This is a genomic window from Chryseobacterium sp. S90 (genome assembly GCF_047444895.1).
Taxonomy (GTDB): Bacteria; Bacteroidota; Bacteroidia; order Flavobacteriales; family Weeksellaceae; genus Chryseobacterium.
On the sequence record NZ_JBLGCX010000005.1, the window covers coordinates 274,651 to 296,259 of the forward strand.

Below are 21,609 nucleotides of genomic sequence, written 5' to 3' on the forward strand. Positions count from 1 at the left end.
ATCTTTGTTTTTAATTAATCTAAATAAAAACAACTATGAAGAGGATTTATATTTTATTGTCTATGTTGCCTGTAAGTCTGATGGCCCAGAATTTTACAGAGGTACAGACCAGCATGAATAATTTTTATTATTCAGCGGCAGACATTGCTGATATAGACAACAATGGTACAATGGATATCGTGCTGAACGGAGCAATAGATTCTGATGGTGATGGAAATGTAGACAGTACTTATAATGAAGTATATCAGAACAATGGAACGACATTATTGCCTTATACCGGATTAGGAGCTGATGTGACCCATCTGGGAGATATCAGATTTATTGATTATAATAATGACGGGTTGATGGATATTATCTCCACAGGACTCAGCTATATGGATGTTGTAAATTATAAACTATACAGATTCAAAAATACAGGAACAGGGTTTGTAAAAGAAGCTGAACTTCCCGGGAAAATTTATGGATCTGTAGAAGTTTTTGATTTTAATCATGATGGGAAATCGGATTATGCCATCAACGGAACTCAATATGCCCATGGAGGAGGGTTTGGAAATACATTGGATTATTATAAGAATACAGGTACCGGTTTTGATCTGACAGCAAACTGGGTGGACGGAACTCAGAGCGGAAGCTTTAAAGTAGTAGATCTTAATAATGACAAGCTTCTTGATCTGGTCATTATCGGATCAGATATCAATGGTGATCCGGTTTCTAAAGTATATATGAATCAGGCAGGCGTTCTTACTCCTACGCAGGATCTCGCACCTGTAGCTGTTGGGAAGATAGATTTTGCAGACTTCAATGCGGATGGTTTTCAGGATGTTGTGGTGATTGGGAGAGACGGAAATGATGAAGGATATTTTGCTGTTCTGATGAACGATGGTACAGGTAATCTGACCCCTCAAACAATTACCGGAACTGATATTTCAGATCTTTCGCTGAGTGTTGGTGACCTTAATAATGACGGGTATTATGACTTTATCATTTCAGGAAATGAAAACTATAATGCTGTTGTGAAGACATATATTTATGATGTTTCTAATAACAAGTTTAATGAAGGAGCATTAACGGGTATAACTGCGCTTGGAGGTCCGGGACTGGTACAGCTGTTTGATTTTAATAATGATCATCATCTGGATATCCTGTTGGGTGGATTTGACTGGGCTGCTTCTGATCTGCCTTCACTCACTAAAGTATTTAAAAATAATTCTGCTGCCGCAAATGCAAAGCCTACACCGCCAACTCAACTGAATATGACCAAAAACGGAAACCGTTTTAATTTTACATGGAGTGGTGCTTCGGATGACAAAACTCCGGTAAATGCATTGCGTTATGAAATTACGGTAGGATCTACACAGGGCGCTCATGATATTGCTAAATATGTCGTGACGACCCCATCATGGTTTCTGGATCTTGATCCGGCCATTCAGAATGTGTACTGGAGTGTGAAATCTATTGATGCTTCAAAGGTATATTCTGATGCTTCCGTGCAAAGTGTACTGGGAACAGCAGAAATTAAATCTGATAAAAATGTTGTGATCTATCCGAATCCTACATCAGATAAAGTGTATATCAAAGGAGAGAAGGTTTCAGAAGCTGAAATGTATTCAATGGATGGAAAAAAGCTGAATATCAGTGTAAATGGAGATCAGTCAATTGATGTTTCTCATTTACCTAAAGGAGTCTATTTATTAAAACTGAAGATAAAAACTGAAATAACCACAAGGAAGCTTACGATTAAGTAATTGAATCAATTCTATCTTCTATCAATGAGAAAAGCCAGACGTCCAGCTGGCTTTTCTCTTTTTTATGGAATAAATCTGAATAATCTGCAGAATCTTTGATCGTTGATTCTTGTGTTGTTCGTGCAAAAAATTGTGCAATTTGTGTTTAAAAAACTATGCTTTCTTTGTTTTCTTTTTGAACCATTCGATTAAGAAATAAAACAGTAAAAATCCGAGTGCAAATATTGAAAATCTTGAAAGAAGATCACCCGCCCTTGTATAAAATGTCATTGTATCATACAGGTTCACTTTTGCAAATAAGGCTGTTTTGTCTCCATAGAAAGTATCAGCGGTCACCTCACCTTTAGCATTGATATGGGCAGAAATTCCACTGTTTGCAGCACGGGCAATTTCTCTTCTGGTTTCAATAGCTCTCAGTTTAGCATAAGATAAAAGCTGTTTATGGCCTTCTGTAACACCCCACCAGGAATCATTGGTCATAATGGCTAAAAAATTAGCTCCTTTTTTTACGTAGTCTGTTACAAACTCACCATAGATGCTTTCATAGCAGATGATAGGTGCCAGTTTTCCTTTATTATAAGGATTTGAAAAAGCAACTCTTTCCTTGTCTGTTCCCAGCGAGGCTACAGTACCTCCCAGATTAAGCATGGCATCTCCTAAAAGAGGTTTTAAAACATTCATATAAGGAAATATTTCAACACCAGGTACCAGTTTTCCTTTGTGGTAGGCTTGTACTTTCTGATTAGGCACAAGTTGAATCGCCGTATTATAACTGCTTACCCAAACACCGCTATTGATCTGGTAAGCTTCTTTAGGTAAATCAGCAGGATTATAAAAAAAACGGTGCGAAGAAATTCCGGTTGCAAAAACAGATCCCGGATGATTGGATAGAAATCCTTTGATATTGTTTAAAAGTAAACTCTTTTCAAAAGCTGTTTCGGAAATAGATCCTCTGCCGGGAAGAGCAGTTTCCGGCGCAATATAATAATCAATTTTACCGGTAGAATTTTTTTCAGCAAGTGCCAGTAAATCCTGTTCAATGGTAAGGCTGTCTTTCGAATACTTTTCAGCATAAGGGTCAAGATCCGGCTGCAGCATCAGAACGCTGACCTGTCCGGCTGGTTTTTCGTCAAAATTATTGTATTTGATCATTGAAATAATCATCGGAAGAATAATTAAAGCTCCAACAATGGCTGAATTTTTAATCAGGTCTTTTCTCTTTCTTCCAGCTTCCCAGGTTCTTACGGTATAAAAAATCAGAACATTGATCAGAAGAATCCAGAAGCTTCCTCCGGTAGCTCCTAAAGTGTCATACCATTGGATCAGTTTTGGGTAGTCGGCAAATACATTCCCCAGATTCAGCCATGGCCATGTCAGTTCCCATCCCAAATGAAATTTTTCAAAGCTCATCCAGATCGCGATTAGGAATCCTAGTCCCCAATAAGTTCCCTGAGCATTTTTGTACCAGTGATAACATTGGAATACTAATGAATATAAAAGAGAGTTGACCAATACCGGGAATACTACAGCCATCAGAGAATGGCTTCCGTCAGGATTCTTTGAGCCATACAGCCATCCTGTAGTGACTATGTTCCAGATCACAAAACATAGATAAGACAATCCGAAGACGACCCAGCTTTTCCTTTTATAATCTGAGAATTTTGAAACTCCATGCTCCATCATCAGAAGAGGAACAAGGGCAAAAAATATAAAAAACGGAACTCCATAAGTTGGCCATGAAACCGACAGCAGCATTGCTGAAATAAGTGTAAGTAGAACGTATTTCATTAAATTATTTTAATACACAAATTTAATGTTTTTGAAATGAATATATTAGCAGTTCAATGTTAAAGAAAATATATAAAATTAGTATTGTTCCGTACACTCTGTTTCTGCTTTACCTGATGTTTTTGGGAATGGGCAGGTTTCAGTATGAAGAAAATCTCCTTACGTTAGAACCTGTTTTTTCTACAATAAGATTTATCCAGGGCCCGAATAGGACAATAGATATTGTAATGATTGTCCTTGGAAATATTATCATGTTTATTCCTTTTGGATTTTTGGGCTGGGTTTTGCCTGATCTGAAAAAACTAAAACCATTACTATTTAGCTTTATCTCGTGCATAGTTATTGTTGAAGCACTGCAATACTTTACAAGAATGGGAATATTTGAGGTAGACGATATCATCCTGAATACATTTGGGGTGTATCTGGGATGGGTATTTTGCAGGATTTTTGAAAAAAGATTTAATTATTAAGTTCCTTGGCGCGTTTTTCGGCATTCAGAATTCCCTTTTTCAGAATTTCTTTGAAACTGTTGTCTTCAAATGTTTTTAAAGCAGCTTCAGTAGTTCCGCCTTTAGAGGCAACATCTTTAATAAGTTCTTCAAGGTTTTTTTCTGAGTTGTTGATCAGGTGGTAAGCTCCCAGCATTGTCTGTTTTACAAAAAGTTTAGAGAGGTTTTCTTCAATTCCCATTTCAATACCAGCCTTAATCATTGCATCAATGATGTAATAAAAGTAAGCAGGGCCACTCCCTGAAAGCGCCGTAACACCGTCCAGAAGTTCTTCTTCTTCCAGATAAACCGATCTTCCGGTGCTGTTCAGTAATCTTTCTATACTTATCAGTTGACTGAAAGAAATTCCGTCTGCAGCAGTATATCCCGTAATTCCCATTCCCAAAAGGGTAGGGGAGTTCGGCATTGCTCTTACAACGAGCGGATGATTCAGTAATTTTTGAATTTTTTCAATATTGATTCCCGCCATAATGGATAATACCATCTGGTTTTCTTTTAAAGTAAATTGAATATTTTGGGCAACGGACTGAAAATCCTGAGGTTTTACAGCGATGATAATCAAATCAGCATCGAGTTCCTTTACTTCTTCAAAGGTGGAAATTTTAGATTTGGGAAATTCTTCAGCTATTTTGGAGATTTTTTCCTGATTTCTGATAATCAGATGCAGATGTTCAGGTTTGATCAGCTCGTATTTCAAAAATGATTTCGAAAAAGAAAGTCCCATGTTTCCGGCTCCAAGAATAGCTATTTTCATCACAAATTGTAATTTTTAAGCTAAAATAATGATTTTTTGGGATGCAGGAATAATTTGTGACGAGTTATTGTTGGAAAACGCAAAGGCGCAAAGATTTTGAATGACATGCTGTTTTAAGGCGCAAGAACATTTCGACTCCGCTCAATGTGAGATTTTCTGCAAGGGTGAGAATGAAATAAGATAAGGTTAATCCTTTTTGTCGCACAAAGATCGAACAGCATTGAATTTTATCGGAGATAAATCTTAGCGCCTTACAACATAAAGCTTAGAAAATAACTTGTATCCTTGTATTTTTCATTCCATCTATGCATAGATTCCTACGGAATGACAAAGTGTACGGATAAGCTAAGCGTTGTGTTTGTCATTCTGAAAGAATCCAGCCTTACATTTTCCAGCTATCATGCAGCCATAACGCATTTTATCTGAGATAAAATCCTTGTGCCTTAAAAACTCAAAGAAATTAATACCCCTGCGCCTTTGCGTTTACCAATATTTTTAGAAATAGTGTATAAAAAAAGACTGTATTCACCAGCCTTTATATATTTTTTAGATTAAATAATATTAACTTCCCTTTCGAGTTCAATTCCGAATTTTTCTTTTACAGAATTAATAATCTCTGTGGAAAAATCAAAAATTTCTTTTCCAGTAGCATTTCCGGTAGCGTTGATGATCACCAGGGACTGCAATTTGTGTGAAGCTACATTTCCGATCTGCTTTCCTTTCCAGCCACATTGTTCAATCAGCCATCCTGCAGGAACTTTTACCATATCACCATTAGGATACCCCTGAATATTTTCAAACTTTTGCTTTAAATCTTCAAATTGAGCTAGAGGAATAGTTGGATTTTTGAAAAAGCTTCCGGCATTTCCGATTTCTTTAGGATCCGGCAGTTTGCTTTGTCTTATATTGATAACTGCTTTTGAAATATCCTGAATGGTTGGATTTTCAATGCCGAGATTTTCCAGTTCAGATTTGATCGCACCATATTCTGTTTTGATCGAATGGTCTTTTCTGGTAAGCTTAAAAGTGACTTCGAGAATAACATATCTGCCTTTTCCTTCCTGTTTAAAGATAGAATCTCTGTAACCGAACCTGCACTGTTCAAGATTGAATGTTCTCAGTTCAAGATTTTCTAAATCCAATACCTCACAGCTTACAAAAATATCTTTGATCTCTGTCCCATAAGCCCCGATATTCTGCATCGGAGAAGTACCTACATTTCCCGGGATTAAAGAAAGATTTTCTAACCCTCCAAAATTCTGCTGCAGGCAGTACATTACAAATTCATGCCAGTTTTCACCTGCCTTAGCTGTTACCAATACTTCATTTTCATTGATGTTCTCTTCGGCAATTCCTTTTAAATTAAGTCTGATGGCAAGACCGTCAAAATCTTTGGTAAGAAGAATATTGCTTCCTCCTCCTAAAAACAGAAGCTGAAGAGATTGGTTTTTCGAGAAAATAAGAGCCTCTTTTAGTTCATCAATTGTATTGACTTCAGTAAAATAGCGGGCTTTGGCTTCAACACCGAATGTGTTATAAGGCTTTAGTGAAAAATTTTCCTGCATGTTTATTTGTATTCTTTGGGAAGAATTTTGTCTATTTGTTCTTTAAGTTGTTGTAATTGCTTGTAATGTAAAGTGTCTACATAAGCATTCACGTAGATGTGTGATTTTTTCGGAGTCCGGATCTGAAAAGTTTCATCTGTTCCGTCTACCGATTGTAGGCTGGGAGAGCTTTTAATATGGTCGAGATCTACAATCCTTACTGATGATACAAGCTGTTTCCATGTGTTGGAACTGATGGCAGATGTCCATTTTTTATGGGTCTGATTGGCCGTCATTCCTTTTTCTGCAAAAACGGAATCTTTTGTGACTTTAACAATTCTGTAATTCCCAAGATGTCCTCCGATGTCGGAAACACTGATGAAAGTAATCTCGTGCGGATTTTGATGAGAAATAGTCTGTTCCGTTTTTTTGGAATCACAGGAAAAAAATGCCGACAGCAAAAGAATCGAAAACGGTATTTTCAGATGTAGTTTTTTTGTTGTCGGCATAGGATATATTTTACAGACTGAATTCTTCTCTGTACTTCTTTAAAGCTTCTTTCAGAATTTCAGCACTTCTTTTTAAATCTTCTTCTTTCAGAACGTAGGCAATTCTTACCTGTTTTTTTCCTAATTCAGGATCACTGTAGAATCCTCCTGCAGGAGCTACCATGATGGTTTCGTTGTTAAGAGAATATTTTTCAAGCAGCCACTGTGCAAATTTTTCAGTATCATCTACCGGAAGTTCAGCAACACAGTAGAAAGCTCCTCTAGGTTTTGGGCAGATTACGCCTGGGATAGCATTCAAAAGATCTACCAATACATTCCTTCTGTGAGTATACTCTTCTCTTACTGCTCTGATGTAGGCACCATCATTCTGGTGTGCTGCTGTTGCGGCAATCTGTCCTAAAAGAACCGGGCTTAATCTCGCCTGTGCAAAAAGCATGGCAGCATTACGGATTTTATTAGAACGGGTAACCAGACATCCGATTCTTACTCCACACATAGAATAACGTTTGGATTCAGAATCAATGATGATACAGTTTTCAGCTAATTCAGGGAAATCAAACATAGAGATCTGCTGTTTTCCGTCATATACATATTCTCTGTATACTTCATCAGAAATGATTACAATATCATATTTCAAAGCAATGTCTGCAAGCTTCTGAAGTTCCTCGCGGGTATACAGATATCCGGTAGGGTTTCCTGGGTTACAGATAATGATTGCTCTTGTTTTTTCTGTGATTTTTTTCTCGAATTCTTCAATAGGAGGCAAAGCAAAACCAGTATCAATAGTAGAAGATATGGCTACTACATTTACATCAAATGTGCTGGTGAAACCATTGTAGTTGGCATAGTAAGGCTCAGGAATAATCACTTCGTCACCCTCATCACATAAAGTAGAAATGGCAAAGTTCAGGGCTTCAGAACCTCCATTGGTAACAATGAAGTTATCAGGAGTAAGATCTGAAAAACCTAAAGAATGATAATATTCTGTAAGGGCCTTTCTGTATTCTATATTTCCTTCAGAAAGCGCATATTCCAATACTTTTAAATCGATGTTTTTTAAAGCATTTAAAGCTGTTTCCGGAGTTTCAATATCAGGCTGTCCGATATTAAGGTGGTATACTTTTATTCCTTTCTGTTTTGCTTGTAATGCAACGGGAACCAGTTTTCTTACCGGCGATGGCGGCATATGCAGTGCTCTGTTTGAAATATTCGGCATTGTTCAAAAAATTTGTATGACAAAAATAGGATTTAATTTCTCAATAATAAAATTAAGAATCAATAAGAAGATGTTTCATTAAGTTTTACGTTGTCTTTGAAAGTTGCTTATTTAAATGATGTTTGGTGTTAATTTTTCACACTTTTTGAATAAAGTTTAAGATTTTGTTAAAAATAACATTTTCGTATTATTATTTTTACTAAATTTCGCCTCAAATGTGATTAAAATGGTAATAAATTTATTTTCTAGAGTGGTACCTGCTATCGCTCTCTTTTCTGCCAGTGTACTCATGGCTCAAAATTATCAAACTATGCCGGTTTCTTCAGGCTTTACAGCTGATGTAATTGCCAACGGGATAGGTTCTTCAACAGTTACTACAAATAATGACGTAGACGGAGTTTCTTACGCTTTTATAGCGAAAGATTTTCAGCTGACCTCCACAAGTGCAGCGATTACGTATGGTATTCCTGTTGATGGAGTTATTAATTCTGTAGTGGGAACCACTCCCGGATTGAGTTTTCAGTTAGCAAGTTTGAATGCGAACAATTCTTTAAGACTGGCTGCAACCAGTGATAACGGAACTTTGGCATTTACAACATCAAAGGCGGCGACCAAACTCTATATGCTTGCTGTAAGTGGAAGTGGGACTTCTACAGTAAGTGTAGTGGTCAATTTTACAGATGGGAGTTCACAGACGTTTTCAAGTATCAGTCTTGCAGACTGGTATAATGGATCTAATTTTGCAATCCAGGGAATAGGAAGGATTAAAAAGCCGGGAGCTACTCCTGGAGCTGGTGATGATGTTCCTTCTCCTGAAGGCGGAACCAATCCAAGATTATATCAGGCTGAACTGGCAATAGATGCAGCAAATCAGACAAAACTGATACAAAGTGTAACAGTAACTAAGGTAAGTGGTTCAGGAATACCAAATATTTTTGCTTTTTCAGCAGACGCTTATTCGGATTGTATGCCTCCTGTATTGCAGGCGGTTTCAGGCATCACAGCTAATTCTGCTTTAGTGTCATGGACAGGTAGTGCTGCCAGTTATGATGTATACCACAGTACATCAAATACAACACCGGCAAGCACAGTAATGCCTACTTATCCGGGAGTAACAGGGACAAGTACAACGATTGGAGGTCTTAACTCCAATACAACCTATTATTATTGGGTAAGATCCAATTGTAACACGGCGACAGGCCAAAGTGTATGGTCTTTTGCAGGAACATTTAAAACAGCTTGTTCTACTTTTACGGTTCCTTACACAGAAAACTTTGATACAACAAGTACAGGTTCCTCATCAAATACTAATGCACCAAGCTGCTGGGCATATCTGGAAAGTGCATCATTTGCAGGCTATGGGTATGTAACTACAACAAGTAACTATTCAGCACCTAATGCGTATTACATGACCAATTCAACTGCTACTACGGGTAGCCAAATGCTGGTTGCACCTCCAACTGTAAACCTTTCAGATGGTACCAAGCGTGTAAGATTCTATGCAAAAGGAGGAGGAAGTAATTACACATTATTAGTGGGGACATTATCAAACCCTGCTGATCCTGCTTCTTTTACACCAATTGGTTCTCCTATTGCTCTGACAACTACCCACACACAATATACTGTTAATATTCCTGCGGGTTCTGATTTACAGTTAGCATTTAAACATGGTTTGGGAGGTACTTCACGTTCTATTTATATTGATAATATTACCGTTCAGAATATTCCTTCCTGTCTTGAGCCAACAGCAGCTACTTCATCAAACGTGACAACGAATGCTGCAATGATAGGTTGGACAGCACCATCCTCAGTTCCTGCAAACGGATACGAAGTATATTACAGTACAACCAATACCGCACCTGATGCTACAACTGTGTTGAATGCTACCAATTCCGTAACTTCTACCACAACTTCAGCACCATTAAGTTCACTATCTGCTGACACGAATTACTATGCATGGGTAAGATCTGTATGTAGTGGCAGTGACAAAAGTATCTGGAGTGAAGTTACTGCATTCAGAACAGGATACTGTCTGCCTTCATCTGCTTCTCAGAACTCGTGGCTTTCTGACTTCAGTTCTACCGGAGGATTGATAAATATGGCTTATTCATCTGGCTCAAGTGTTGCAGGTGGATATCAAAATTTAATAACAAGCAATAACAAGATTATAAATGCTCCAGGATCCGACACTTCAGTGTCTTTCACTGCAGGAGGTCCAACATGTGGAATAGCGGTTTGGGTAGACTGGAATAACAATTTAACTTTTGAAGCTTCGGAAAGAATGTTTGTTACTAATACTTATATAACAAATACTTCCGGAACTATTACTGTACCTGCGGGAACTCCTCTAGGAACTTATAGAATGAGAGTAGTAACTGATTATAACAGTACAGCGCCATCAAACCCTTGTGGAGCTATTTCAAGAGGAGAATTTATTGATTTTACCTTTGAAGTGGCTACCTCTTTATCAACTTCAGAAACAAATCTGAAGAAAAAAGAAGTGAATATATATCCTAATCCTTTCAAAGATGTTCTGCATGTTGCAGATATCAAAAATGTTAAATCTGTAACGGTTACTGATGTGGCAGGAAGAGTAGTGAAAACTATTGATAATCCAACGACAGAACTTCAGTTAGGAGAATTAAATACTGGTTTATACTTAGTGACAATGAACTTTAAAGATGGTTCAAAATCTACTGTAAAAGCCATTAAAAAATAAAATTTTTTGAGTTAATAATTTCTGTAGGCAGTTGCATTCGTGTGGCTGCCTTTTTTATCATCCATTACATAATAACTGGACAAATTATTCTTAAAAAATGTTGATGAAATTATTATACATTTGCACTGAAAACTATAACATCCATGAATAAATTAAAACTACTTTTTTTACTCCCATTATTTTATTCCGAATTTTCACAGGCTCAAAGAATTGACAAAGAAATGATCAGCTTCCAGCTTTTGAAAGAACCGGTTTTTCCTACAGACCTTTCCAACAGAAACTATACGATTACGGTAAAATCTCCCTATAACATTACAAAAGATGATGTTGTAAGACTGTCAAAAGAAGATCACCAGAAAAAGGTGGATAATTATCAGGCAAACGTTGAAAATGCCAAATATGAACATGGAGAAAGATTGAAGGATTATGATGCTGAAGTGAAAAAGCTTCAGGAAAAGTACAAACTTGAGTCTGCAGAATACAGCAAGTTATCAGCAGTTGAAAAAATTGCGGCAACTAATGGCGCTCCTACGCTGAGATTACCTTCAAGACCTATCCTTAATATTCCGCCGGTTCCGGTGTATCAGCAGCCAGATCTTAGAGATGCCTTAATTGTGGATAATAAAATTCTGGCTTCACAAATAGATGTGATCGGTTTTTCAAAAGGCGGAAATTATCTTGATATTGTCATTGAAATGGAAAGAACAAATTTTCAGGACAATCAGGGGAAAACTTTCGCCAATCAGCCTACAAGGATCACGGCGAAGCAGGGTGGTGCTGTAAAACTGGATAAAACTTATTTCTCAGATTTTGCGGAAATAGCAAGCGTTCCGACCAATGAAATTAATCTTAATGCTCAGGAAAAAAGATTCCTGCAAAGAACCATTGACCGTACAAGGAATATTATTAATGAAAATTTTGGGTATCAGACCATCAATTCTACAGTGACTTTGGCAACTGTAAAGAACAAAGGAGAGTATGACGATTTGGAAAAAGCATACATCTACGTTACGACCAATCTTAAAAAACTTCAGGCAAAATCAGATTATGCTCCGAATAAAGTAGCTATGGAAAACATGCAGAAAGGGATTGATCTTTGGAAAAGTGCTTTGACAAAAGTAAATTACAACGATAAGAAAGCGCTTTACAACCAAAAGATCGGGGAGTATCTTTATTTCAACCTGATCAGATTGAATATTGCATTAGGGAACTACCAGGAAGCAGAGAAATATTTAAATGAGTTACAGGAACACTTAGTAGATATTAAACTATCCTACGATGCTAATCTTGAACTGAAAAGATTAGAAGAAAAAATTTATAATAACTAAAGAAAACGATATGATTAAACAGATTATTGCTTCGGCATTAATTACTGCTTCTGTGTATTCTTATGCACAGACGAAAGTGACTGAGGGAACAAAATTCACGGTGGATGCCAATCTTGAAACGGATGATAAACTGGTACTGGCAGATGATTACAATTCTTATATGTTCAGTGCCATCAATATTGACGGACTGATGAGAAATGTTTTCCCTCACAAGAAATTATTGATGAGAAAACTGGATCAGAACGGAAGTCTTGTGGATACTTATGTGAAAGATTACGCCAACAAAACGAATGGTGTTCTTCACAACTATTTGGGATCACAGCAGATTGATGATGATAAATTTATAGCATTTACAGAAGAATATTTCGGAAAAGAAAACAGAAAGGAAGTTTTTCAACATGTTTTCAGCAGAAAGGAAGGCACTTTTACAACAAAGAGTATTGCAAGATACAATATTGAATCTACCAACAGATCGGGTACAACGTATGTTCTTTTCTCAGAAAACGGAAAATATGCAGCCATCTTCAATGACAGATTTGCCAACAAAAAAACAGATAATATAAATGATGTTCTGGTATTGGACCTGAGAACTCTTTCTCCGGTTTGGAACAAAGAAATTACATTGAGCAGTGATTATGTTGAAAAGTCTTTGACATTAACGAATTCAGCAAAAATTGTTGTATTGCGTAAAGCGTCAGGATGGAAAGAATCTTATAAGCTGGAACTGGTTTCCAATACGGAAGATAAAGACCTTCCGTTCGATGATAAATATATTCCTGAGAAGTTATATGCTTTCAGCAAAAACGATAACGATTATCTGGTAACTTTTGGAAGAAAAAATGCGGCGGTTACTATCGGAGCAAGTACTTTCGGAACGGTAATGTACTACGATATGAAATCCGGAAAAGCGGTGATCAGCAATACCAATTTAGCGGGAAGCAAAGATATGAACGATGTGAAGGTTATCAAAACTATTGTGAAAGGGGATGAAACTTTAATGGCTGTTCAGCAGGAGACGGTGACAAGACCGATGCCTACCACAATGAATCGTTTCCCGGATCCTGTATATTCACTGGATGCAGGAATGCTGATTAAATTTAATAAAGAAGGGGAAGTAAAGCAATTTGTGGCAGCTGGAACTTCTACAGGAAAAAGAATTCACGTGGTTGAAGCCGGAGATAAACTTTATATTTCTGCATTTTACCCTAAAGGAGCATTTGGAAATACAGGATTTTCTATGAAAGTTTTTGATTTTGCCAACCTGAAACCTCAGGAAGTAAGCCTTGATTATAAAGGAAGAAACTTCTTCCAGAACTACGGTTTTGCAGATGGAAATATGATTCAGTATGTTCCGAATGTCAACAAAATGATGTTCCTTCAAAAGAGCAGCAAAGATGTTCAGATGTTCAGTGTATACAATTTTATAAAATAATCGTATTTTAGAAAAAATTACAATATGCAGATTCAGTCAGTTTCCATAGAAGATTATATCTCAAAGATTCCTGAAGAAAGACAGGAAGCTTTCAAAAAGCTTTACGATGCGGTAAATGATAATCTCCCGAAAGGTTTTGAGGACGCTACAAATTATGGGATGATAGGTTGGGTAGTTCCTTTGGAAATATTTCCTGCCGGATATCACTGTGCACCCGGAACACCGCTGCCGTTCATCAATCTGGCTTCTCAGAAGAATTTTATAGCACTGTATCATATGGGTCTGTATTCAAAACCGGAACTTCTGGATTGGTTCGTAGGAGAATATCCTAAACATTCCAAAAAGAAGCTGGATATGGGTAAATCCTGTGTCCGCTTCAAAAAAGTGGAAGATATTCCTTTTGAACTGATTGCCGAGCTGAGTCAGAAAATGACTCCTGATGACTGGATCGGAATTTATGAATCTCAGTATAAAAGATAAAAAAGGCCCTGAAATCAATAGATTTCAGGGCCTTTTTTATGCTGGAAGCTGGAAGGATGAAGCCATATTTGTGTTTTTAGAATTATTGATATTTATATACAATTTTACATTAATCTTGCTACCGTCTGTCATTCTGAATGTAACGTAGTGAAATGAAGAATCTAAGCTTTACGTGGGATTCTTCCTTTGTCAGAATGACAATGGTGTAAAATTGTATATAGTCTCCAAATTAATAAAATGATTTTCATCTATCCATCGATATCCGGAAACTTCCATCCTCCAGCTTCCCTCTTCCTTTCTAAAAATGAATATCCCAGATTCCCACTTTACGTTCTAGCTCAATCAAAGCAGCTGCATTATCTGCAAGAGTCTGATAATAATCTTTTCTTACATTGTTATACGTTCTCTGGGCATTCAGTACTTCAAGGATAGAGCTTTCTCCTCTTTTGTAGCTGTAGGTGATTCCTTCCAGAATACTTTGTGCTTCCGTAAGCATTCCGTTATGAAATTGTCTGAGCTGTTTCTGAGTGGCTGCATATTGCTGATAAGCCTGCATGACTTCAGCTTTTATCCCTTGTTCGATTTGTTTGTATTCAACTTCTGCCTGCGAATGGGCCATTTCTGCTATTTTCAATCCGGCATTTCTTCTGTTGGAAAATTTCAATGGAATGCTAATGCCCATTTTTACAGCATTTACGGTGGGAGAAGGAGCAATTTCATTCGTAGCTTCGGTATGTCGCTCTGCTCCGGCACTGATGCCTAAATCTATAACTCTATTAGCTTTTTCAAGGCTGATCTGACTTTTGGCAACCTCTGTATTTTGTCTGGCTGCCAATAAATCTGCCCGTTCATTCAATGCCTGAAGAATCAGATCATCAATACTAAAATCCCTGTTGAATGCATTAAAGTCTCCGGCAACATCTCTGTCTGTAATTTTGCTTTCTCCAAGAAAAACCAATAAACTGGTGAGCGCCTGCTGTTCTGCACTTTCAGCCTGATATACTTCGTTAAGAAGGGAAGCAGCTTCCAGCTTACTTTGTTTGGACGTCACAAGTGATATAGTTCCCAATCTGTAACGGATACTGTCGGACTTTGTCAATTGCTGCATATTTTTATAAGAATCCTGCTGTACTTCAAGCAAAGCCCTGGATTTTAAAGCGTCAATATATCCTAAACTTGCATCTGCACGAAGGTTTCTGAAAAAATCCTGCAATTGTATTTTGCTCAGCTCCGATTGATTCTTTGCCAGATTTACCCTGGCTTTTCTTTTACCACCCAATTCAAGGGTCCAACCGACTGATGCACCATACACATATCCCATATTCTGATTCACACCGTTATTGGTGGTTTCCATTTCCAGTTGAGGGTCAGGAAACATATTGGCCGTCTGGATAGCAGCTTCGGCCATACTTACATTGTATTTTTGAGAAGCATATCCCAGATTTTTATTTCCGACAAGGCTCAGGTATTCTTCGAATGATAAAAGTTCTTTTTTCTGTGCCTTCATCCCTGTGATGCAAAGCAATACGAGAGATAATATGATAAAACGAACTCTAATTTTCATCTGTTTCTAAATTTTGTTTTTCGTTTCGGCGTTCAGCCATAAAATAAATAGCCGGCAATACGAATAGGGTTAAAATAGTCGAGAACATCAGTCCATAAACAATGACAGTTGCCAGTGGACGCTGTACATCAGAACCTATTCCTGTAGCTAATGATGCCGGAAATAATCCGATTACAGCAACTGTTGCGGTCATCAGTACAGGTCTGAAACGGTCTTTTGCTCCTTTGATGGCGGCCTCTTTCAGTTCATATCCTTTCTTACGCAGATCGTTGATATGAGAAATCATAATGACTCCGTTCTGGATGGCAACTCCGAACAATGCAATAAATCCTACGGCTGAAGATACATTCAGAGACATTCCCCGGATATTGAGAGCGAGCATTCCGCCAAATAATGCCAGTGGAACAATAGACATCAGTACCAAAGCCTGTCTGAAATCTCCAAATGCGCCATACAGCAGCAGAAACATAATAGCTAATGCCAGCGGAACGATAAATGCCAGTCTGGAATAAGCCCTGTTTTGATTTTCAAACTGCCCGCCCCATTTGATCTGGTATTTTTCGTGATCGTATCTGATATCTTTTTCAATTTTATCCTGTGCTTTTTTCAGGAAAGAAGAAAGATCAGTTCCTCTCAGATTCAGCTTTACCGTAAGATGACGTTTGTTCATTTCTCTGGTAATGGTACTTTCACCTGTGCTTAATTTTACTTCTGCCACCTGAGACAGTGGTATTTTTGCTCCTGAAGCTGAAGTCAACATCAGATTTCCGATTTTATCCGGCGTATCGCGGCTGTCTTCTGTATAACGGCAGGAAATATCATACACTTTATTGCCGATAAAGATCTGAGAAATGGCTTTTCCTCCCAATGCTACTTCAATAAGGTCGGCAACATCTGCTACATTCAGTCCATATTGAGCAATCTTGTCTCTGTTGGCAATAATCTGCAGTTGAGGTAACGGCGGCTCCTGATCGATAGCAAGATCTGCCGAACCCGGAATTGTATTTAAAGTGGATAATACATTCTCTGCAATTCGCCTGGTTTCCTTAAAGTCTTCTCCATATACTTTTACCACCAGCTCACTGTGTGCTCCGGAGATTTTATCCATGACTCCGTCAATCATAGGCTGTGAAAATCCAACGGTGAATCCCGGCATGTCTTTATAATCTGCGGCAAGTTCTTTGATGAGGTCTGCTTTTGTTTTTCCTGAAGGCCATTCGCTGTAAGGCTTTATTCCAATGGATACTTCAAAGTGGGAAGCGGTCCATGGGTCGGTACCATCATCATTACGTCCTGCCTGAATCATCATATAAGTGATTTCAGGATGCTTCAGGGTACGGGCACGCAAAGTATCACTCATTTCTTTTGATTTGGCTAAAGAAATTCCAGGAGGTAACTGCACCTGCAGCCAGATGGAACCTTCATCTAATTCGGGAAGAAAATCTTTTCCCACATGCCAGGAGAGAATTCCGGCAGAAATCAGAACTATCATAATAGGAATGATTACTCTTTTAGGAGTCTGCATTATTTTTTCAATGCTTTTTCCATAGGCTGTGCTTATTTTCTCCAGCCATTTATTGTGATAGATCTTCTGTGGTTTCCGATAGATCACATAAGCTAATCCAGGAATTAGAAGCAGTGCAACGGCAAGGGCTCCCAATAGTGCATATCCAACAGTAAAAGCCATAGGGGTAAATAATTTTTTCTCTACTCTTTCAAATGCAAACAAAGGTAGATAGGCGGTAATGATAATAATGGTTGAAAAGAAAATAGGTTTTGCTACCTCAATCACTCTTTGGGTAATGGTCTTTTCTTCCAGTGTTTCTTCCGAATTTTCTTCCCGTTTCTTGAGAATGGTTTCCAGCATGACGATAGCTCCGTCTACAATGATCCCGAAATCAATAGCTCCCAATGAAAGGAGATTGGCCGGAATATTGGTAAAATGCATGAGTATAAAAGCGAATAATAAAGAAAGCGGAATGGTAATCGCCACCAGCAATGCTCCCCGCCAGCTTCCAAGAAATACAATCAGAACGATAATAACCAGTACAATTCCTTCGGTAAGGGTATGGGAAACGGTAGTAAGAGTAGTTTTTACAAGATCTGTTCTATCCAGAAAAGGATGAATTTTTACTCCGGGAGGAAGTGTTTCGTTATTCAGTTCTTCAATCGCTTCATGCACACCCTCCAGGACCTGTGAAGGGTTTTGTCCTCTTAATAAAAGTACAATTCCTTCCACACTCTCAGAATAATTTCGTTTTCGGTCTGTATAGCCAAGAATTCCTTTTCTTTCAAGGTTTCCGTATTTCAATGTTCCTACGTCATTAAGAAAAACAGGAACTCCATTTTGGGTTTTGACTACAATTTTTCCAAGGTCATCCAAGTCTTTTACCAAACCTATTCCACGGATAACATAGGCAAGATTTCCTCTTGGAAGCATGCTTCCTCCTGCACTTACATTGTTTTTGGAGATTGTTTCGGTAACTTCAGACAGAGATAATCCGTATTGTTCAAGCTTATGCGGATCCAGCTCGATCTGAAACTGCGTGGTAATTCCCCCAAAATTGGTTACATCAGCAATTCCTGACACCTGTTTGATACGGGGAATGATAACAAATTTTTGTAAATCCGTCAATTCCCGCAGACTGTGGTTGTTGCTTTCGATAATATAACGATAGACTTCGCCAATGGGAGAGGTGAGGGGATCTAATCCTGGTTGTGCACCATAAGGAAGCTCCACATCCGTCAGTCTTTCCTGAATACGCTGCCTTGCCCAGTAATCATCTATCCCGTCATCGAAAACCATAGTGATAATGGAAAGTCCGAAGGTACTTTTGCTTCTCATCACATGCATTCCGGGAAGTCCGTTCAGAGATCTTTCCAAAGGGATTGTGATTTGCTGTTCCACTTCTTCAGCAGCGAGTCCGGGAACCTGTGTTACCACCTGGGAAGTTACGTCCGCAATGTCAGGATAGGCTTCTATGGATAATCTGGTCCAGGAATAATACCCGAAGAATCCCAGTAAAAGGAAGAGAGCCAGCATCAGCCATCTTTTCTGTATAGAGATTGTTAGTAATTTTTTCATAGTTCTTGATTTCGCATCATTTTACATTATTTCGCATCCAGCATATAAATTCCTCCTTCAGTCATGATGGTTTCTCCAGGTTTTAATCCTGATATAATCCTTACTGTTTTCTGATCTGTTTCTCCCGTTGTCACAGGACGTCTGGTAAATTGGCTCTTTCCTGTTTTTACCCAGACATATTGAGAACTGTCCTGTTGCATCAAAGCGGTTACGGGAATCATCACTGTTTTTTCAGGAGTTGTTGAGAAGTTCACGGTAGCGTACATTCCAGGTTTTAATTTTCTGTCAGGATTATCGCATTCAATAAGTACTTTGATACTTCGGGTATCTTCGTCTACAATTTCATTGATGTGGTATACTTTTCCGGTAATATTTCTGTCCGGATAAGCACTTACCTTTACAGAAACCTGATCTCCGGTGTTGACAAAGCGAATGTCTTTTTCCTTTACATCACCGGAAATCCAGACTTTTGATAATTCTGCGATAATCATTACCGGATCTGCATCTCCCTTCAGATATTGTCCGTTTACAATTTTGTTGGAAATAATTTCGCCGTTGATAGGAGCTCGTACAATGAGAGGACTTCCTATCCCTCCTCCTTTGCTGTTATAAACCTTTAAAGCTGAAGATGCGTTGGAAAGAGATGTTCTTTTATTTTTAAAATCGGTTTCTGCCTCGTCCAGTTCCTTCTGGATGCCTACTCCGTGTTTAACGAGGTCCTGCTGGCGTCTGTAATTTTTTTCGGCAAGCTGTACATCATTCAGAGCATCTGTGTAATCTTTCTGAACTGAAAAATAATCTGAAGAAAGGATCTCGAAAAGAGGGCTTCCGGCAGAAATATTTTGTCCGAGCTGAATAAATGATCGGGTAATTCTTCCGGAAAAAGGGCTGGCAATTTGTGCATAGTGATTAGGAATTGCCTGGATAGTTCCTGCTGAGATTACTTCATCACTGTGTTCCTGTTCGGTAACAACCTGTGTTTTAATTTTTTTGAAAATGGGATTGTTTTCCGGAACAGTCACGTGATCGCCTTTTATCATTATTTCCGGTTCTTTGTTTTGCTGAGGTGTATTGTCCTTACAGGAAACTGCAAAGAGAATAAGACTACTTACGATTATCTTTTTCATGATCTTAATACAATTGTGTACTATTGCTGATTTTTACTTTTTCTTTGTTATTTTTCTTAGTGCTGAGCCATTTTTTGCCCCTTGTTTCCTTCTGAGAGGATAAAGCAGGTCTCAGGAATATATTGGTAGAAACAATAAAGAGAACTGTGATGAGGGCTTCTATAGGATATCCCAAAGCACACAATGCGCCTATGGCTGCGGAACACCATAATGTGGCGGCAGTATTTAATCCTCTTACGGTAAGACCGTCTTTCATGATGACACCGCCACCTAGGAAACCTATTCCGCTGACAATATAAGAGGTGATTCTTCCGGCTGCATCGCCACCAATTCTGATAGCAATCAATACGAATGCAGCAGAACCGATACATACCAGAGTGTTGGTTCTGAGACCGGCATTTTTTTTGCGCCACTGTCTTTCAAAGCCTATACCGGCTCCCAGGCAGAATGCGGTCAGTAAACGAAGGGTAAATTCAAATGTATTCATAACTTTTCCTGTTTTTATAAAGCTTTTCAGCTGTACGGGAAAAGTGAGTACAACTAAAGCTTTTAAGATTGATAATTACTGTAAGGATCTGCGTCCATATGCTTTATTTTTACTGTGCAAAAGTAAATAGTAATACGTTTTTTTACCGTTAGAAAAGCTTTAGAATATTATTATAAAATCATTAGAGAAAATGTTTTCCTGTTTTTTTTAATGGTGAAATGAGAACTGATTATTTTTTAGATCCTATTAATAAATGCAAACTGTATCCATTGTAAAAGATAAAATTTCAATACATTTGGGGCAGTTAGTTTTATATGATGAATTTCACGATTTATTGTATAAAAGAAAGTCTGTTGAATCTCGGAAACTTCTTTCCAAAATCTTTAGAATTATATATTTTAGAAATGAAAAAATCAAACATAGCAATACCAGCTACGCTTTTAGCGATCATTTGTGTACAGGGAGGAGCTTCCATTGCGAAGCAGCTTTTTCCTGCCATTGGAGCTATTGGTACGGTTACTTTAAGAATTGTACTTTCTGCTGTTTTGCTTACGTTGATTAACCGTCCGAAATTTTTACAGTTTGACAGACTGAAATGGAAATACTGTGCGATGTACGGAATAGGTCTAGCCGCTATGAATCTTATTTTTTATATGGCGATTCAAAGGATTCCGTTGGGATTGGCGGTTACTGTGGAATTTGCAGGTCCATTATTTCTTGCCCTGGCTTTGTCCCGGAAATTGCTGGACGTTGTATGGGCATTACTTGCCTGTGTTGGAATTCTGTTGATTGTTCCATGGCAAAATGATCACGTTGATTTGCTGGGACTTGGGCTTGCTTTTCTTGCGGGAATGTTCTGGGCTGTTTACATCATCATGGGTGGAAAGGTTTCAAAAATAATGGATGGAAAAGATGCGGTGACGACCGGGATGATATTTGCGAGTATGGTAATTATTCCCTTTACGATTTGGGATGGAGCGGTTTTTAATCTTACTCCTGCTATTTTTGTAAAAGGTCTCGGTGTGGCTATTCTTTCGAGTGCTTTACCTTTTTCGTTGGAAATCATGGCTTTGAAAAGACTTCCTGCTAAGACTTTCAGTATTCTGATGAGTCTTGAACCAGCATTTGCAGCACTTTCAGGATTGATTTTTCTTGCTGAAGAATTATCTTTTTTACAGTGGATTTCTATCGCATGTGTGATTGCTGCCAGCATAGGAACTACAGTTTTCAATAAGAAATCTCTTTCTCATGAGTAGAATTATGGAATTTTAAACCATTAAGCTAATTAAGGCTTTAAGGGAAATTAAGATTCAAATAAATTT

General features: G+C 38.1%; 16 protein-coding genes. 7 read left to right on the top strand and 9 right to left on the bottom strand.

Annotation, left to right across the window (positions count from 1 at the left end; genetic code table 11):
* Positions 1-35: 35 nt before the first annotated feature.
* Entirely contained in the window at positions 36-1,745 is a 1,710-nt protein-coding gene (locus ACLMCG_RS15105) for a T9SS type A sorting domain-containing protein (RefSeq protein ID WP_413960039.1), read from the top strand.
* Between the two features lie 153 nt (positions 1,746-1,898).
* On the opposite strand, the gene lnt is transcribed toward ACLMCG_RS15105, so the two are convergent.
* Positions 1,899-3,533, bottom strand: coding sequence for an apolipoprotein N-acyltransferase (gene lnt, locus ACLMCG_RS15110; RefSeq protein ID WP_413960038.1), 1,635 nt, complete (start codon positions 3,531-3,533; stop codon positions 1,899-1,901).
* A 56-nt stretch (positions 3,534-3,589) separates the two neighbouring features.
* On the opposite strand from lnt, the gene ACLMCG_RS15115 reads away from it, so the two are divergent.
* Positions 3,590-4,003, top strand: coding sequence for a VanZ family protein (locus ACLMCG_RS15115; RefSeq protein WP_223599928.1), 414 nt, complete (start codon positions 3,590-3,592; stop codon positions 4,001-4,003).
* Here the strand turns inward: ACLMCG_RS15115 and proC are convergent.
* The 4 genes from proC to ACLMCG_RS15135 form a co-directional block, all read right to left on the bottom strand.
* A complete protein-coding gene (gene proC, locus ACLMCG_RS15120) occupies positions 3,993-4,796 on the bottom strand; it encodes a pyrroline-5-carboxylate reductase (RefSeq protein ID WP_223599929.1) in 804 nt (267 codons plus the stop codon). The genes ACLMCG_RS15115 and proC overlap by 11 nt on opposite strands.
* A 551-nt stretch (positions 4,797-5,347) precedes the next feature.
* On the bottom strand, positions 5,348-6,367 hold the full coding sequence (gene murB / locus ACLMCG_RS15125; RefSeq protein ID WP_413960196.1) for a UDP-N-acetylmuramate dehydrogenase: 1,020 nt from the start codon (positions 6,365-6,367) through the stop codon (positions 5,348-5,350).
* Entirely contained in the window at positions 6,364-6,849 is a 486-nt protein-coding gene (locus ACLMCG_RS15130; protein ID WP_223599930.1) for a hypothetical protein, read from the bottom strand. The genes murB and ACLMCG_RS15130 overlap by 4 nt, the downstream gene beginning before the upstream one ends.
* A 10-nt stretch (positions 6,850-6,859) precedes the next feature.
* Positions 6,860-8,065: a pyridoxal phosphate-dependent aminotransferase gene (locus tag ACLMCG_RS15135; protein WP_413960037.1), complete on the bottom strand. Its 1,206-nt coding sequence runs from the start codon at positions 8,063-8,065 to the stop codon at positions 6,860-6,862.
* Positions 8,066-8,291: 226 nt separating this feature from the next.
* Between ACLMCG_RS15135 and ACLMCG_RS15140 the strand changes: the two genes are divergently transcribed.
* The 4 genes from ACLMCG_RS15140 to ACLMCG_RS15155 all read left to right on the top strand — a co-directional run bounded on the left by ACLMCG_RS15140 (position 8,292) and on the right by ACLMCG_RS15155 (position 14,024).
* A complete protein-coding gene (locus ACLMCG_RS15140) occupies positions 8,292-10,784 on the top strand; it encodes a GEVED domain-containing protein (protein ID WP_413960036.1) in 2,493 nt (830 codons plus the stop codon).
* Between the two features lie 143 nt (positions 10,785-10,927).
* A complete protein-coding gene (locus ACLMCG_RS15145; RefSeq protein WP_413960035.1) occupies positions 10,928-12,112 on the top strand; it encodes a hypothetical protein in 1,185 nt (394 codons plus the stop codon).
* A 10-nt stretch (positions 12,113-12,122) separates the two neighbouring features.
* Positions 12,123-13,544, top strand: a complete 1,422-nt coding sequence (locus ACLMCG_RS15150; RefSeq protein WP_413960034.1) for a hypothetical protein — start codon at positions 12,123-12,125, stop codon at positions 13,542-13,544.
* A gap of 24 nt (positions 13,545-13,568) precedes the next feature.
* Positions 13,569-14,024: a DUF1801 domain-containing protein gene (locus tag ACLMCG_RS15155; RefSeq protein ID WP_413960033.1), complete on the top strand. Its 456-nt coding sequence runs from the start codon at positions 13,569-13,571 to the stop codon at positions 14,022-14,024.
* A 298-nt stretch (positions 14,025-14,322) separates the two neighbouring features.
* On the opposite strand, the gene ACLMCG_RS15160 is transcribed toward ACLMCG_RS15155, so the two are convergent.
* Genes ACLMCG_RS15160 through ACLMCG_RS15175 form a run of 4 tightly spaced genes read right to left on the bottom strand, consistent with a single transcriptional unit; the run spans position 14,323 to position 20,287 of the window.
* Positions 14,323-15,588, bottom strand: a complete 1,266-nt coding sequence (locus tag ACLMCG_RS15160; protein WP_413960032.1) for a TolC family protein — start codon at positions 15,586-15,588, stop codon at positions 14,323-14,325.
* Positions 15,578-18,673, bottom strand: coding sequence for an efflux RND transporter permease subunit (locus tag ACLMCG_RS15165; RefSeq protein WP_413960031.1), 3,096 nt, complete (start codon positions 18,671-18,673; stop codon positions 15,578-15,580). The genes ACLMCG_RS15160 and ACLMCG_RS15165 overlap by 11 nt, the downstream gene beginning before the upstream one ends.
* 26 nt (positions 18,674-18,699) lie before the next feature.
* On the bottom strand, positions 18,700-19,800 hold the full coding sequence (locus ACLMCG_RS15170) for an efflux RND transporter periplasmic adaptor subunit (RefSeq protein WP_413960030.1): 1,101 nt from the start codon (positions 19,798-19,800) through the stop codon (positions 18,700-18,702).
* Between the two features lie 4 nt (positions 19,801-19,804).
* On the bottom strand, positions 19,805-20,287 hold the full coding sequence (locus ACLMCG_RS15175; RefSeq protein WP_413960029.1) for an MgtC/SapB family protein: 483 nt from the start codon (positions 20,285-20,287) through the stop codon (positions 19,805-19,807).
* 404 nt (positions 20,288-20,691) lie between these two features.
* Between ACLMCG_RS15175 and ACLMCG_RS15180 the strand changes: the two genes are divergently transcribed.
* Positions 20,692-21,543 (top strand): EamA family transporter, encoded by an 852-nt coding sequence (locus ACLMCG_RS15180; protein ID WP_413960028.1) that lies wholly within the window; start codon positions 20,692-20,694, stop codon positions 21,541-21,543.
* The last annotated feature ends 66 nt before the right edge of the window (positions 21,544-21,609 follow it).

What these genes read in the sequence shown, in the direction of transcription:
- lnt (WP_413960038.1), bottom strand. Translation starts at nt 3,533, where the DNA reads ATGAAATACGTTCTACTTACACTTATTTCAGCAATGCTGCTGTCGGTT.
- ACLMCG_RS15150 (WP_413960034.1), top strand. Translation starts at nt 12,123, where the DNA reads ATGATTAAACAGATTATTGCTTCGGCATTAATTACTGCTTCTGTGTAT.
- ACLMCG_RS15135 (WP_413960037.1), bottom strand. Translation starts at nt 8,065, where the DNA reads ATGCCGAATATTTCAAACAGAGCACTGCATATGCCGCCATCGCCGGTA.
- proC (WP_223599929.1), bottom strand. Translation starts at nt 4,796, where the DNA reads ATGAAAATAGCTATTCTTGGAGCCGGAAACATGGGACTTTCTTTTTCG.
- ACLMCG_RS15165 (WP_413960031.1), bottom strand. Translation starts at nt 18,673, where the DNA reads ATGAAAAAATTACTAACAATCTCTATACAGAAAAGATGGCTGATGCTG.
- ACLMCG_RS15145 (WP_413960035.1), top strand. Translation starts at nt 10,928, where the DNA reads ATGAATAAATTAAAACTACTTTTTTTACTCCCATTATTTTATTCCGAA.
- ACLMCG_RS15170 (WP_413960030.1), bottom strand. Translation starts at nt 19,800, where the DNA reads ATGAAAAAGATAATCGTAAGTAGTCTTATTCTCTTTGCAGTTTCCTGT.
- ACLMCG_RS15115 (WP_223599928.1), top strand. Translation starts at nt 3,590, where the DNA reads ATGTTAAAGAAAATATATAAAATTAGTATTGTTCCGTACACTCTGTTT.
- ACLMCG_RS15175 (WP_413960029.1), bottom strand. Translation starts at nt 20,287, where the DNA reads ATGAATACATTTGAATTTACCCTTCGTTTACTGACCGCATTCTGCCTG.
- ACLMCG_RS15180 (WP_413960028.1), top strand. Translation starts at nt 20,692, where the DNA reads ATGAAAAAATCAAACATAGCAATACCAGCTACGCTTTTAGCGATCATT.
- ACLMCG_RS15130 (WP_223599930.1), bottom strand. Translation starts at nt 6,849, where the DNA reads ATGCCGACAACAAAAAAACTACATCTGAAAATACCGTTTTCGATTCTT.
- ACLMCG_RS15140 (WP_413960036.1), top strand. Translation starts at nt 8,292, where the DNA reads ATGGTAATAAATTTATTTTCTAGAGTGGTACCTGCTATCGCTCTCTTT.
- ACLMCG_RS15155 (WP_413960033.1), top strand. Translation starts at nt 13,569, where the DNA reads ATGCAGATTCAGTCAGTTTCCATAGAAGATTATATCTCAAAGATTCCT.
- ACLMCG_RS15105 (WP_413960039.1), top strand. Translation starts at nt 36, where the DNA reads ATGAAGAGGATTTATATTTTATTGTCTATGTTGCCTGTAAGTCTGATG.
- ACLMCG_RS15160 (WP_413960032.1), bottom strand. Translation starts at nt 15,588, where the DNA reads ATGAAAATTAGAGTTCGTTTTATCATATTATCTCTCGTATTGCTTTGC.